The 15341-nt window shown below is 32.2% G+C and carries 15 protein-coding genes; 4 read left to right on the top strand and 11 right to left on the bottom strand.

Features of this window, described 5'->3' with window-relative positions; all coding sequences use genetic code 11:
* Positions 1-135: 135 nt before the first annotated feature.
* The 4 genes from AC1RPY_RS01660 to AC1RPY_RS01645 form a co-directional block, all read right to left on the bottom strand.
* Complete coding sequence (locus tag AC1RPY_RS01660; protein ID WP_481760869.1) at positions 136-1431, bottom strand: helix-turn-helix domain-containing protein; 1296 nt, start codon at positions 1429-1431, stop codon at positions 136-138.
* Between the two features lie 36 nt (positions 1432-1467).
* On the bottom strand, positions 1468-1617 hold the full coding sequence (locus tag AC1RPY_RS01655; RefSeq protein WP_481760870.1) for a hypothetical protein: 150 nt from the start codon (positions 1615-1617) through the stop codon (positions 1468-1470).
* 189 nt (positions 1618-1806) lie between these two features.
* On the bottom strand, positions 1807-3291 hold the full coding sequence (gene galT / locus AC1RPY_RS01650; RefSeq protein ID WP_481760871.1) for a UDP-glucose--hexose-1-phosphate uridylyltransferase: 1485 nt from the start codon (positions 3289-3291) through the stop codon (positions 1807-1809).
* Between the two features lie 24 nt (positions 3292-3315).
* Positions 3316-4482: a galactokinase gene (locus tag AC1RPY_RS01645; RefSeq protein ID WP_481760872.1), complete on the bottom strand. Its 1167-nt coding sequence runs from the start codon at positions 4480-4482 to the stop codon at positions 3316-3318.
* Between the two features lie 126 nt (positions 4483-4608).
* Between AC1RPY_RS01645 and AC1RPY_RS01640 the strand changes: the two genes are divergently transcribed.
* Positions 4609-5601 (top strand): LacI family DNA-binding transcriptional regulator, encoded by a 993-nt coding sequence (locus AC1RPY_RS01640; protein ID WP_481760873.1) that lies wholly within the window; start codon positions 4609-4611, stop codon positions 5599-5601.
* 43 nt (positions 5602-5644) lie between these two features.
* On the opposite strand, the gene AC1RPY_RS01635 is transcribed toward AC1RPY_RS01640, so the two are convergent.
* Complete coding sequence (locus tag AC1RPY_RS01635; RefSeq protein ID WP_481760874.1) at positions 5645-6499, bottom strand: hypothetical protein; 855 nt, start codon at positions 6497-6499, stop codon at positions 5645-5647.
* A 189-nt stretch (positions 6500-6688) separates the two neighbouring features.
* Here AC1RPY_RS01635 and AC1RPY_RS01630 point away from each other — a divergent pair, with 189 nt between their 5' ends.
* Entirely contained in the window at positions 6689-7513 is an 825-nt protein-coding gene (locus AC1RPY_RS01630; protein WP_481760875.1) for a helix-turn-helix domain-containing protein, read from the top strand.
* 77 nt (positions 7514-7590) lie between these two features.
* Positions 7591-8007: a hypothetical protein gene (locus tag AC1RPY_RS01625; RefSeq protein WP_481760876.1), complete on the top strand. Its 417-nt coding sequence runs from the start codon at positions 7591-7593 to the stop codon at positions 8005-8007.
* A 313-nt stretch (positions 8008-8320) separates the two neighbouring features.
* Here AC1RPY_RS01625 and AC1RPY_RS01620 read toward each other — a convergent pair whose 3' ends face one another.
* From AC1RPY_RS01620 to AC1RPY_RS01595, 6 genes are all read right to left on the bottom strand, one after another.
* Positions 8321-8947, bottom strand: a complete 627-nt coding sequence (locus AC1RPY_RS01620) for a hypothetical protein (RefSeq protein ID WP_481760877.1) — start codon at positions 8945-8947, stop codon at positions 8321-8323.
* Positions 8948-8951: 4 nt separating this feature from the next.
* Positions 8952-9680, bottom strand: coding sequence for a DapH/DapD/GlmU-related protein (locus tag AC1RPY_RS01615; RefSeq protein ID WP_481760878.1), 729 nt, complete (start codon positions 9678-9680; stop codon positions 8952-8954).
* Positions 9670-10554 (bottom strand): glycosyltransferase, encoded by an 885-nt coding sequence (locus AC1RPY_RS01610; RefSeq protein ID WP_481760879.1) that lies wholly within the window; start codon positions 10552-10554, stop codon positions 9670-9672. The genes AC1RPY_RS01615 and AC1RPY_RS01610 overlap by 11 nt, the downstream gene beginning before the upstream one ends.
* Positions 10541-11791 carry a PTS sugar transporter subunit IIC gene (locus tag AC1RPY_RS01605; protein ID WP_481760880.1) on the bottom strand — a complete coding sequence of 417 codons (1251 nt, stop codon included), beginning with the start codon at positions 11789-11791 and terminating at the stop codon, positions 10541-10543. The genes AC1RPY_RS01610 and AC1RPY_RS01605 overlap by 14 nt, the downstream gene beginning before the upstream one ends.
* The gene (locus AC1RPY_RS01600) at positions 11792-12514 is read right to left on the bottom strand and encodes an HAD-IIB family hydrolase (RefSeq protein ID WP_481760881.1); all 723 of its coding nucleotides are present in this window, start codon (positions 12512-12514) and stop codon (positions 11792-11794) included. It abuts the gene before it with no gap.
* 573 nt (positions 12515-13087) lie between these two features.
* Positions 13088-13807, bottom strand: coding sequence for a GntR family transcriptional regulator (locus tag AC1RPY_RS01595; protein ID WP_481760882.1), 720 nt, complete (start codon positions 13805-13807; stop codon positions 13088-13090).
* 162 nt (positions 13808-13969) lie between these two features.
* Between AC1RPY_RS01595 and AC1RPY_RS01590 the strand changes: the two genes are divergently transcribed.
* Positions 13970-15319 (top strand): PTS sugar transporter subunit IIC, encoded by a 1350-nt coding sequence (locus tag AC1RPY_RS01590; protein ID WP_481760883.1) that lies wholly within the window; start codon positions 13970-13972, stop codon positions 15317-15319.
* Positions 15320-15341 lie beyond the last annotated feature (22 nt).

The following is a 15341-nucleotide window of genomic DNA, read 5'->3' as shown; positions in this document are numbered from 1 at the left end:
AATGTTTGCCCAATTCGATACTGTTTAATGCTTCAAAAGAAATCCCCCACGAATATCTCTTGTTAGTTCTCTATAATATAGAGTATACCGAATGATTCATGGGTTGTACTATCAAAAAAAAAACTAGAAACATTTTTACTGATAGTGTTTTCTATTCACGTTTAACAGTCGTTTCCCCATCTCTGGCATATCATTATCAAGTCCTAATGCAGTGATAATATACTTATCAAATGCATTGTTTTTATAATTTTTATTCATGAAATTAGTAACCACCATATCATATCGTTGACTAGAATCATAAATACTGACATTAACGCGTAAATTAATATTTAAATCTTGACTCATATTTCTGACAAATAATTCTTTAATTCGCTCGTTTGCATTTAAATCAACCCCAACTGTTAACATGGTTTCTTTTTCTAACAATCTAGCGCTAAAAATTTCGACCATTTTATTAATAAATGGCTGCCTGTATCGCTTATAGAAATCAGACCATTTTTTAGCTAATAATGGACTGTCGATTAATTCATCCATGGCAATCTCAACATGACGTCGAACTGAATGATTTGAATATTTTTTTCGATAACTATTCATCATGTAAGTTCCCACGGCATCCATCGTTCCATGAAAACAAAATGCTTCAGTACAAATTGGGTACAATGATTTACTAACATTTTCACCGATAATTTTAACATCTAATTTAGATTCAAATCCTTGTTCCAAATATTTAACAGCTTGTTGAAGTTTGGTGTTATTTGTGTGATTAATTGCAATAAAATCGCGGGACAAGTAAGCACTTGAAGGAACTGAAACAAAAGCAGTTGTCCAAGCGTAAAGTAGGGCGCTCTCAAAATGAACATCAATTTTATTTGAGAACTTAATATAAATATCTTGCATCTTTTCTTCAACTTGGTTAAATAGTGAATTATTTGCAATCATATCTGCTAAATCATCAGAAATCACCCAATTATCACGATCTTTTCGCATCATTCGATGAACACTGACCTTCATCCAAATTCTAGTCCTCATTAAATTACTATCATTCACATTGAAGTTAAAATATGTTTCAAATACTTTAATGTATTCAAGAATGACGCCCGCTTCTATCGTATCATTATAGTTAAAATCTGTCGCTAGAAATAGTGAATAGTAAAAAAATCTAATTTGTAATTCAGAACCAACTACCTCACCATGTGCAATTTTAATCTGAAATTCAGACAACAAATTATTAAGTTGCTTAATTCTTCTGAAGATAGATGATTCACTAACATTTAAACTAAGACTCAAATTTTCAATACTGCTATTTTCATCATAATAGAATGCCATTAAAATTTGGTAATTAATAGACTCTTTCACATACCGATAAACCGTTTCGTAAAAATTAATTTTGCCTTTACCTATAAATTGAATGTTATTCTTTTTTATGATCATATAGGGTTCATCACCTGAATTGAATTCGCCATCCAATTACTCTAGTGCAACTCGCAAAGCTGTATTTGAAACATTTAATCGATTACAGATTACTTTTCTTGATAACCCATGTTCATTTAATGATAGCAATTCAATAATTTCACATATTAAAAACTCTGGTCGATCCAGAATATCTTTTTTGTACATTTATTCCTCCGAGAATTCTCATAATTACCAGCATGTCAACTTTAGTAAGAATATTATATATTTTATTTTAACACAAAACATTAAAAAGAGAATTTTCTAACACTATCTTAACAATTATCGTTAACCAGTTAGTTTCTATTTGATTTCTAAATAAAAAAGATTAACTTAAATAAGTTAATCTTTTTACGTTTAAACTTGTTTAATAAACTTAACGAATGCTTGTTGGCCGTGGTCATCTTGTTTATAAACCCCAGCATCTTCAAGAACACGCATAAAGACTTTTCCAACTTCGTTTTGTACGAGCTCACTAACCGTCTCTTTAGAAATCATCGAATTATCACGCTTAATTTCATCAGCCCAAGTTTTATGATAAGCCGCCATGACATTTGGTTGATCTGTTAGATACTTCTCAACCTCTGTTATTTCAGTTTTCAAACGAGGTGGTAAAATAGCTAATCCCATAACTTCAATCAAGCCAATGTTTTCTTTTTTAATATGTTGAACATCAGCATGTGGATGATAAATACCATCTGGAAATTCATCAGATGTTTGATTATCTCGCAAGACTAAATCCAATTCATAACGACCGTCACGCATTCGAGAAATTGGCGTCACAGTATGATGTGGCGTACCGTCAGCATCTTTTGCCAAAATTTGTGCATCGGCATCACTATATTCTTGCCAAGACGTTAAAATTTTTGCTGCTAAATCAGCTAATCGTTCTGGATTTTCACCATTTAAACGAATGACTGACATTGGCCAGTTCACAATACCTGCTTGAATGTCATCAAATCCTGCAAATTGCATTGTTTGACTCATTTCTGCCTTTGCCATTGGAAAATCATGACGTCCACCTTGATAGTGTTCATGCGTTAAAATTGAGCCACCTACAATTGGTAAATCTGCATTACTTCCCGCAAAATAGCCCGGGAATTTTTTAACAATTTGAAGTAAATCTGAAAATGTCGTTTTGTTAATTACCATAGGTTCATGCTTTTCATCTAAGAAAATTGAATGTTCATTGAAGTAAGCATAAGGCGAATATTGAAAGCCCCATGTTGCATCCCCCAAATCAAATCGTACAATCCGATGATTGCGACGAGCTGGGAAATCTAGTCTTCCAGCATAGCCTTCATTTTCCATACATAATTGGCATTTAGGATAACCCGTTTGTTTCATTGTTTTAGCTAAAGCAATTTGCTTTGGATCTTTTTCAGGTTTAGATAAATTAATGGTGATTTCTAAATCACCATAATTTGTTGGTACCTGATAAGCAATGTTTTTCGCAATAGCCGCAACTTTGATGTAATCGTTAGCCTGACTTAATTCATAAAAATAAGCCAAAGCTTTCTCTGGGTCTTTTGCGTATAAATCCCAGAAATGTTTATTCACGTGACTTGGAATTGGTGTGACCAGATCCATTAATTTAGCACCAAGAATATCTTGCTCCGCGATTAGAGCACTGATTTTCTCGTTTTTGATTGCTAAATTAAGTAGCTCGTCTTTAACAGCAATTATTGTGTCAGAAACTGGTTCAGTTACTTCTATCTCTGATTCACCAACCAAATCTAAAACGACGTTTACTAAATAAATTTTATCATCTGTCGAATAAGTCGTTGGATCAAACTGAATAACTTTATCGACGAATTTTGAAATTAATTGTTTAGAATCCATGTTTTTCCCTCTATCTCTTTATGCTTAATCTAATTTTTTAGCGCCATCAGCAATTTCTGCTAAATAGAAACTTGGTGCATAACCGATTTTTTCTTCGTAGATACGACCCACTTCACTTTCAAATGCGTCAACTTTGTCTTTAGCAACAATGGCAATTGCACAACCACCAAAACCAGCACCAGTCATTCGAGCACCTAGTACTCCTGGTTGTTCCCATGCTGTTTCAACAAGTGTATCAAGTTCAATACCCGTTACTTCATAATCAAATTGTAATGAAACATGTGAAGCGTTAACTAATTTACCAAAACGTACTAAATCTTCATTTTTCAAAGCTTCTTGAGCCATAATCGTCCGTTGGTTTTCTGAAACTGCATGACGCGCACGTTTTAGAAGGTTTTCTTTTTGGATTAAGTATGTTTGTAAATCAAAGCTAGCATTGTCCAAATCACCTAATGATTTAATATCATTTTTCTCTTGTAATAATGCTAATGCTGCTTCACATTCACTACGTCGTTCATTATATTTAGAATCTGCTAATTCGCGACGTTTATTTGTATTCATAATAATAATAACGTTGTCTTTTAAATCAATTGGTACTAAATCGTAATCTAGTGTATTTGTATCCAGTAAGATAGCATGATTTGCTTTACTCATACCGACTGCAAATTGATCCATAATTCCTGAATTAACACCGATAAATTTATTTTCTACCATGACACCTGTTTTAACAAGATCAACACGATCAATGTCTAAATTAAATTGATCTTCTAAAATAACACCCATCAATAATTCAATTGATGCAGATGATGATAAACCAGCACCATTTGGAATGTTACCTTCAAGTAAAATATCTAATCCTTTATCAATAACATAACCTTGCTCTTTCAAGTAAACAATCATCCCTTTTGGATAATTAGCCCAGTTATGTTCTTTTTGATATGATAAATCACTTAAATCAAATGAGACAACGCCATTATCTTTAAAGTTATTTGACATGATATTAATTGTTGTATCATCACGTTTTGTTGCAACTGCATATGTGCCTAATGTAATTGCTGTTGGGAAAACATGTCCACCATTGTAATCAGTATGTTCCCCAATTAAGTTGATACGACCTGGTGAGAAGTAACTTGCATTTGCGTCCACACCGTAAACATCTTTAAATTCGCTCTTTAATTCATTAATTTTCATTATATTTTCCTCCAATTTATTAACCGCTTTCATTTTACTAAATATTTACTAAAATTACAATCTTTTTACGACATTCTTTTTATTATGGTAAACTGATACACATAACCAATCAATCAGGAGGTAGTCATGGCAACACTTAAAGACATTGCACAGTTGGCAAAAGTTTCTAATGCAACTGTTTCTCGCGTGTTAAATTACGATCAAACATTATCCGTTGGCGACGATACACGTAAACGAATCTTTGAAGCAGCTGAAAGTTTAAATTATTCAAAAAATAAAAAGAAATCCAGTACACCTCAAGGTAAGATTGCTATTATCGAATGGTATACAGAAAAAGAAGAATTAGATGACCTGTATTACCTTTCAATTCGAATTGGTATCGAACGTAAATTAATTGAACTCGGTTATGAAATTACACGTTTTTTCCAAAATGATCAATTTAGCGCCTTGACTGATACTCTTGGTGCTATTGTTATCGGTAAATACAGTGCAGCACAAATAGCCGGATTTAAAGAACTAAATTCTAATTTAGTTTTTGTTGATATGAACACACTAAATTTTGGTATTAGTTGCGTCATGACTGATTTCAAAACGCCAGTTACAACCGTTATTGACCATTTTAAAAAACAAAATTTAACTAAAATTGGCATGATTGCAGGACAAGAAAGTACATTTGATGATGTCAATTTAGGCCCAGATTCCCGCTTCACTCACTTTAAAAATCACTTAGAACGTACTAGCAACTACCATCCCGAATGGGTTTATACAGGCGATTTCACGCCAGAATCAGGTTATCAATTAACCTTGAAATTATTAAATGATCAATCAGATAATTTACCAGAAGCGTTGTTTATTGCAAATGACGCAATGGCTGTCGGTGCATTACGTGCATTAAATGAAATATCAATTAAAGTGCCTGAACAAATCAGTTTAATTAGTTTTAATGACACATCTATTGCTGAATATACTTTCCCAACGCTTAGTTCAGTTAAAGTTTATACAGAAAAAATGGGTCAATCTGCTGCAGAACTATTAGTCAATCAAATGTCGATGACTGAAATTATCCCTCAGATTATTACCATTGGAACAACCTTAACACTTAGGAATAGTTCCAAATAAAAACAACTGGTATTCAGAAATTAATCTGAACATCAGTTGCTTTTTATTTTTTATTACGACCAATTAACCAGAATACTAGACCAACAGCAAGTAAAATTAAACTACCCACTAACATGGTATTAAATGTGTCACTGATATAATTATTCACAATATCAGTAAAAACAGAAGCTTTACTAGACACAATACCAATTAGGCCACTGTACAAGGCAATTGCAGAACCAATTGAAACTAGAACACCACTCCAGATTGCACTGAATCCGACGTATTTAAGCGGTATAAAGAATGCCCGATTAATAGCCAGTAAGAGTAGCGCAAAAATAACAGAAGCTATTAAACTATACATAAAGGCTGTTTGGACTATTACTTTTACCGAACTAACTGTACTAGCAATTTTTGAAAGATATGGCGTTTGGATATTATTCGTCAAATATTCACTTAAATTACTTTTAAAAGTTGCGACAATCCCATCAATTTTAGCGCTAACCAACGGATTTGATGTGTCCGTTTTTTTCATAACGTTGCTAGCAACTTGATTGGTAATCTCAGTTGGATTGATGACAGTTTGTTTTCCAGCATATACGTTACTAAAACTATTTTTCGCAATGTTAGTAACTTGTTGATTCGTTAAAGCATCTTTAACAGCTGACGTTGGCACATCATTTAATGTCGCAATACTTGAAATACCATCATTCATCTGTCGTGTCACAAGTGTCACGTTCGAATCTGTTAAAATTTTTTCTTCAGTATAAGTTTGATTCAAAACGGTTATTTTTAAGACACTTGTCACAAATAGTACGATTAAACTAAGGCTCAAGAAGAAAGATATCCAGCCGTTTAGACCTTTATGGTTGTCTATCTGATAGGTCTCAGTATGTTGCTTTTGGAATTCTGCACGCATGATTCTATCCCCTTTTGTTAATTCTCAAATTATTTAAATTTTAACATTCAATTGTAGGTTAATTGTACGCGACATGATTGAAAAATGGTAGTTTGATTTATTAATCATGAAATTTTATCATTATGCCCCATTATGTTATTATCCCAGTAATTACTGTTTAACTTTTTCAAACTAGAAAGAGGTTATATCATGCCTAATAGCTTAGGATTAATTTTAAAAGAAACTCGCCAATCGCTACACTTAACTCAAAAAGAAGTTTCCAAAGATATTTGTGCGCAATCGATGCTTAGTGCTATTGAAAATAATAAATACATACCTAATGCACAGCTCTTAATCCAACTATGTCATAAATTATCGATTACTTTAGACCAAATAAGTCTTCTGGAAAATTTTGATATCAGTTCAGAAAATGAATTCAATGAACGTGTATCTAAGTTATGTAATCAACACCAATACAAAGAGTTACTCCAGTTTCTAAATAAAGAAACGGTTACCAATAATTTAAAAACGGATAAGCAACTTCAGGCATACTATTATTATATCGGTATTGCAACTCTACATACTGAAAATAAATTGATTGCTACCGAAAAATATATTAAGTTGTCCCTTGCTTCCAGTAATAAAATTCTGCCAGATACCCTTACCCGACTTGGTACCGTCTCTTTGGCCTTTATATATGCAAAGCAAAATTTACAAAATAAGGCTGAGAAATATATTGATCAGACTTTTATGGACTTTAATAAATTATTTTATGAAGAAAATCAAAATATTTTATTCTATTTGACAGCACTTATTTATTTTAAGCTCAATAATTTAACAATGTCTCTTAATTGGATAAACAAGTCTGTTAAATTCGCTACTGATCATAACTCACACTATATGTTAGCCAACTCTTTTTATTTAATGGCTCAAATTGCAAAAAGAGCAGAAGATAAAGATAATTTTTTAGCCGCTACTGAAAAGCAACAGCTACTAACTGGCCTTTTTAATGAACAAATTTATAAAAATATTTAGAATATCAGAATACTGATTTTTAATTTTTACTCAAATTGGATAGGATGAAGTCATCAAATAAAAGGAGGTTTCATCCTATGGAAAAACCACTATTTTCAAATGTTATTTCAATCAAATCAAGTAAAGAAAAAATCGCGTTGTTTTTAAAAAATCCGGAAACTTTACTGAAATGGATACCTGATATTATTCAGGTACAGCCAATTGACAACAATAAATTCAATATTCACAGAACAGATTCTGCTTTGAATAAAAATGAGGAAATTTCTGTTAGTTCAGAAAATGATACAATCTACTATGAAAGTACCGGAGGAAAACTCGAATACACTCTAATTTTTAATTTGACTAGTAAAAATGCAACAACATTATTAGAAGAAAATTTTTACTTGTCTGAAAATGATCATTCACATTTACCATTAAAATTACTCATGCCAATCGCTAAACATGCCTTTAATTCAAACTTACAAAGCTTTAAACGAATAATTGAAAACAACTAAAAAAGAGATTCCTGCAAGGAGTATGGCTAATTTTTGTTACTTCTTGGTAGCTTGTAAAATTAATCCGAACGCTGTTCGGACAAAAAAGGTCAGCTTCCTTTAAAATGGTGTTTACCACAAACACACTTTCTAGGAACTGATCTTTTGTCTAGTATAACCTAATCTGAACGAATTAAAATTGAAACTTTCTGTGAGTTAGAACTATCTAATTCTGAAATGACCATCATTTAAACCGTTCACCAGGTTTCAAATTATAGTTGCAGCGCCTTAATGATTTCAACTTTTTTAAACTATATAATATAGATTTTTGTTTCTAAAAATCGTTATAAAAAACAAATTTAACACCATCATAGCTGCCTTTCAAGAGAAAAATTTCAAATTCTTTTACACAAACGTTAATATATTGTTCTACATCCTCTTTTTTAAGTAAACCTGGAAAGTCTTCGATAGACATATCATCAAAATCAGCATCCAAGTCTTCAATAATTTCACTAATATCACGATCAATTATTTCGTTGACCCCAGTCGATAAGTATTTGTTATTTTTCAAAGTTACCAGTTTATATTGTTTTATCAGAATACCATTATAATAGTGAAAGTCTAAATAGAATCTTCGTAGCGCTTCATCCTTACTATAACTCATGTTTTCTAAAATATATTTTTTATAAACAGTTTTTAGCCAAATATCATCAGATATAAGATGAAGATAATATCCTAGTTGAAACGTATTCAAACATGTTCCATACTCCTCTAGAAACATGTTTGGAAACATATCATGTTCTCCATCTTCGCGTTTCACCATAAAGTGCGTAAGCTCTTTGGGTGTTCTCGAATTTTTGTTAACATCTGGAGTAATACTTCCAATTAAAAAATCATTTCCAAACCCATGCTTATTATTTATTACTTGTGCAATTGATAAATGCATTATTCTTGATCCCATTTGTCTAACATCCTTTTTTTACTGTGTGAGTATAATAATCTTGTAAGTATAATTTACTGTCATTTGCATAAAAACCCTCTTTAATCATGAGATGTGGCAACGCAACACAATTTTTCCCCATTGTAACACCTGGATATGTCATAGTGTAAGCTCCAATGCGACAGTGATCACCTATAATGGCTCCAAATTTTGAACTTGTTTTTAAATATGTTTTATCATCGAAAAAAATTTTTTTTGTTTTATGCCATCCAGTCGCGTCAATTTCATCATACAAGTTAAAGCTGGAAGTCGACGCATAAGCTGAAAAGTTTACATCACTTCCAATAAAAGACCGCGTTATTGTATTAAAGTGTGCAATATGCGTATCATCCAGAATCACACTATTAATAATCTCCGAGGAATGCCCAATTATAGTATTTTCCCCAATATAACAGCCACCTCGAATAAATGCACTTTTCCCAATCAATGCATTGTCTTTGATGACTGCTGGGCCTTTGATGTAAGCAAACCCCTGAATAATAACATTTTCACCGATATACACATTCCCCTCAATAATTGCACTCTTTGATATTTGGCTACTATTTGCAGTGTATGAATGATTTAATCTAGTTAGATCCACATAATTAAAATTATCCAAAAAATCAACAACAGTTTGCTTCAACATACCATTACGCAATCTCTCATCATTAACGTCTATAAAATTGTGTAAATCAACAACGTTCTTAGTTTTCATTATTTCCACCAGCTTTACTCAACTCTCCATTTAATAATTCCGTTTTAGTTCCAATCCAAGTTCTAATTGAGCTTAAACCATATTTATTGAACATATATTTTCTTTTCCTTAGCGTATATTTTTTAGCTTCTTCGGTGCTTACTGTATTTTTATTTTTTTCATGTGGATAGTGAACTGCAATCGCAGATCTATCAAGGATAAATCTAATATGATGCACAAATGCGTTAATAGCGAAATCTGCATCCTCTCCACCATAAGTTGTGTAAGCCTCATCGAATCCTCCGATTCTTTGATAGGCATCTTTTGATATTCCAATATTACATGACCAACCAATTACCCATGGTGCTGGCCACTTAGACAAATCATCTCCCATTGACTGGTATACTGATTCACGGCGATCATACGCATTTAAATTCAATAATACTTGAATCGTGCCATCGACATCCGCCGCATTAAAGTTATCAATAATTGCCTGTTTATATTTATCATGATCATCAAATCCCGCAACATAACCAATCACAAAACTATTTTCATTATTTACTAAAATTCTATGGTACTCACTCACAAATGTACTACAAACTGCAATACCAGCATCAATAAATACGAGATATTTACCCCCAGAGATATTTGCTCCAGCATTTCTCGCTTCAGAAACCTTAAATCCATTATCCGACTGATAATAGTACTTAATATTCAGTGATGTCTCAAATGCCTTAACAATTGAGATTGTTTCTTCAGACGATCCATCATCGACAACTATTACTTCAAAAGTCGTATTATTCAGTTTTTGTTTAAGTAGTGACTGCAAACTAATTTCAAGTAATTTATTCCGATTGTAGGTTGGAATGATTACGGATATATCAAAATTTTCCATTACTATGCGCTCCCTTTAAGACTAACTTAGTGCTATTATTTTCGTACAGCTTTAAAAACGGTGTGTAAACAACAAAAGACATAATGATAATTACGATTTGAAACACAACATATTTATAACTTCCTAGCAAAAAGCCTGAAATTAATGGTGGTGTTATCCACGGAAGAATGACACCGTTAAACGGCGGAATAACTCCATATAGAATACAAAGATATAAAGACATTCCGGTAATAACTGGAATAAAAATGAACGGTACTACCATGTATGGATTCAATACAATTGGTAGTCCAAAAACTATTGGTTCGTTAATATTAAATAAACAAGGTACAAAAGCACCTAATCCTAGCTTGCGATTACCTGACTCTTTTGAAAAAATAATCATTGATAGAATAAGCCCTATACTAATACCGCTTCCTGTCATAGTAATAAATTGATTTAAAAACTGTTGAGTTACTATATGCGCTCCATTCACTATTGTTAGATTATGGTGTGCTGCTATAATCGACTGGTTTTCAATAGTATTTGTCAATAAAATCGGTGTTATTACTCCACCAATAACGGAATTACCGTGAATGCCAAAAAACCAAAAAACTGAAATCAATGCCGAGATAGAAATCACACCAAAAAACGTGTCCGATAAGTTTTGTAAAGGAAGCTGCAAAAGAGTATAAATAGTCTCTACGAAGGTTCTTTTTATGATAAATTGAAATACAAATTGAACGACACCTATAACAATAAAACAACAAAACATCGGAATTAAAGACTCAAAAGCTATTCCAACATTACTCGGTAAATCTTTAAAAACTTTATTTCCAATCCTTAAGTTAACAATCTTTTCAAAGAAAATAGGGATGAGTATTCCGATTAACATCGCTGCAATAATCCCCTTGCTTCCAATCCAATCAATGGTTATATTCTTTACTATTTTTACATTTTCTGCTCCACAAAGAACTAAAAATGAAATTAGTGCGGTAATAGTTGTTTCTAGTTTTAATTTTTCGTTTTTAGTCATCGAAAAAGCAATTCCTAAACAACTTACTACACCTAAAATGTTGAACGAAAAAGTAATCAATCGATTCATTAAGACTTTCAAATCGGGATTAATATCAAATTGTACAAGAATAATGAAAATAGAACTTACAATTGTAATGGGGATGGTATATATCATCCCATCTTTGATTCCAGTCAAAATTCTGGAATTGAAGAAACGATTAGTTGCCGATGTAAGCGATTTCATTTATTCTACTTCTTTCTTCACATAATTACTTATATCACTGTATACATTTATTAAATATCTAGCAGCAGTCTTGACAGGCAACGGACTATCATTATAAGTAAATGACTTATTAATGCTTTGAAGCATTGTTATATCATTATAATCATCTCCGACAGAATACACATTATTAATATTTACTTTTTTTATGTTAACCAACCAATTAATTGCAGTACTCTTATCAATACCCACACGCGTAATGTCTAAGTATTTTCCATTGCGATTGAAATTCAATATTCTTTTCGTTGCTATTTTCTCACTTATAGCATTGATAATTTTAGTACTTGCTACGACAGTAATTGAACAAATATTATCCGAGCTAGGATTTAATTTATCGAAACTACGTAATTCATTGTCACTACTTGAAATCATAATTCGTTCGATTGAACTCAAGTATTTATTAATTATTTCTTTTATCGCATTGATCTGCTCCCCGTTCAGATAGAATGCTTTAATAATCTGACCTCTACTATCAATTACTATTGAGCCATTTGATGCTAGAGCGTAGTTAAACTCAGGTAGACCATATTTTTCTTTCGCATTGACTATCGATTTTGGAGATCTTCCGGTGGCCACAACAAAGAGATCATTTTCTTTGTTGTGTTTCGCAATAGTCTCTCTTGTATTCTTATCTACAAAGTCACCTCTCAAAATCGTTCCATCAAAATCACTAACTAGCATATTCATTTAATCACCCCTACATATTATTTCCGCGAACCAAATCTTTTTAACCCCCATATCATTTTTACTCCTACACAGTTCGCTACACCCACATTATTTACCTAATGTCTAGATATTTCAAGGGAATTTTTTTATATATGTTATTTTGAGATTTTGAATCAGTATTAAATAACCACTCGGTTCAATTTTAATACCGCTCAGATTTAAAGATTAACTGATTATTCTTTTAAAAAGGGCTCTTTGTCAACTGGTGTTGGTGGCGGAATACTAAGGTATTTGTCGAAAGACAGATGCCTTTTCTTATGCAAAATTAATTCAATTCGGGTAAAGAAATGCTGGTTATTTTTGAATCCATAACAATTACGTTTAAGGTAGATTGTGAAAAACTATAATCGTTTTCTATTTCTTCTTGTCTTATTATCATTGTTGCATCCTCCTTTCCATACTTTATTTATTACTTCAACACATATCGCGTATTGTCCCACAATATCACTGCTAGTTACGATCACAAACTACTCTACTTTATGCTATCCTATTTTAAAATCGGTTAAAAAAAAGTATATTGCAGGAATCTCTTTTTTAGTTGTTTTTATTTAAATGAACATCTAAGACAAATTTATTATGATTGCTCACAAATCTTGACGTCGAATATTCAAAGGCGCGGCCTTTTTGATCATAAGCGATTTGATCAATTACAAAAATTGGACTATCCAAGGAAACTTCTAAAACTTGACTAGTTTCTTTGTTTGCTGGTTCAGCATAAACCACTCGTCTTGCATCTGTTAACTGTAAGTTCGCGTGACTCCCTAAATAGTCATACACGGATCCTGATAATACCTTTTCATCGATAGGCGCAATTGAGACCGGCATCACTGAGTGCTCAAAACTATAGACCTTTTTATTAATCAATCTAACCCTTTTAATTTCATAAACTGGATCATTAGATAATATTTGTAGATTTTTTTGTTCTATTTCTGTTGGTAATCGGGCATTAAAATGTATTAATTTACTTGATATTTTTTGATCTCGATGTGAATATGTGACACCAACAGGTAAATCTAGAGGCAACATCTCCGTAGATTGACTATCCATTCTTGGTCGCACATACGTCCCTGACCCTTGCTTACTATAAACTAATCCTTCATCAATTAGTAAATTTAATGATTTTTTTAACGTTAATCTAGAAACTTGGTATTTTTCGGTTAATATTTCTTGAGTTGGCAGTAAAGCCCCGGCACGATAATGATTTGTTAAAATATCTCGTTTAATATCTGAGTATATTTCTCGATATCTGTACATTTGTCTACCTCATTTCTATACATTTGTATATACATATTATATTATATAATTTAATTTGTAAACACGTTTCATTTAAATATGTATTTACAAATTAAAAAGATGTTGTTATACTTTGTTTATAGAAAGCGCTTTCTATAAACAAAATTAAAAGGAGTCTTTATTATGCATTTTAACTTAGAAAAAATCCAGGGGCCACTCTTAAAAGTTTCAGCATGGGTTGAAAGAAATACCATTTTACAAGCTATTAAGAATGCCTTTGTTAGAACAATTCCGTTTACTGTTGTCGGATCATTCTCAAATCTAATCAAAATGGAACTTGATGCATTAATTAAAGCAAAAGATATTCATAATGTCATTTTAACAAGTATTAGTGACTTATTCGGCTACATTGGTACTGCTACTCTTGGTATTGTTGCACTAATCGTTGTTTTTTCATCAGCATACTCGTATGCAATGGAATTAAAAAAGGACGAAAAAAATAAAGGTTTAAATCCAATTATTGCCACATTATTGGCATTCGCAGCATACTTCGTCATGATTCCTAATAACGTTAACTTTTTGGATAGCAAAGCTAAAGTTGTTGAAGGTTTTTCAACTTCATTCTTTAGTTATGAAGGTATGTTTACAGCCTTAATTGTTGGAATGCTTGCCGTTTCGTTGTTCGCTCGATTCGCAAGAAGTAAGTTCACGATTAAAATGCCTGGTAACGTACCACAAAATGTTTTCGATTCATTTTTCTCATTAATTCCAATTTCCGAAGTACTTATTATTTTTGGTATCGTAAGAATTACAATACAGTCACTTGGCTATGTTTCATTAGTACAAATGATTGCTGATATTGTTATCTCACCAATGTTAAGCGTTGGTGTTGGGCTTCCAGCTATTATTATTGTTATTTTATTAGAACAAATCCTTTGGTTCCTTGGTTTACATGGTTTCAATATCGTCTGGGGCGTTATTTCAGCCTTCTGGTTACCACTATTCCTTAAAAACGTTGCAAAATTTGCTGAAACTCAAAGTTTTGCTGATATTTCAATTTCACCTAATACAATGACAAATGTTTACGCCATGATTGGTGGTTCTGGTGCAACATTTGGTTTAATTATTGCAATGCTGATTTTCACAAATAAAGGTGAAAAAGAGCGAGAAGTTGCAAAACTAGGTTTCATTCCAAGTTGTTTTGGTATTAATGAACCTGTTATTTTCGGTTTACCTATTGTTTTAAATCCACTAATGTTCATTCCATGGATTGTTGTACCTGTCACAAATGCAATTATTGCATATGTTGTAACTTCAATCGGTTGGGTTGTACCTCTTGTAGTTTTAAATTCTGGTAATGAACCTATTTTCATTAGCACTTGGGTATTAGGTGCATTCCATCTAAGCCCAGTCGTTTTAACTGCTGTTTTAGTTGTCTTAGATACTGCACTATATGCTCCATTTGTTATTATCAACCAACGCCATGAACGTGCAGAAGCAAGAAAATTGGATGCAGACATGGTTACAGAATAATCTGAATTTAATTCAAGAGAAG

Source organism: Dellaglioa sp. CoH-56-MRSF-12, assembly GCF_056782075.1.
The sequence above is the reverse complement of the archived record's forward strand: the minus strand, read 5'-3'. Positions and strand labels throughout refer to the sequence as shown.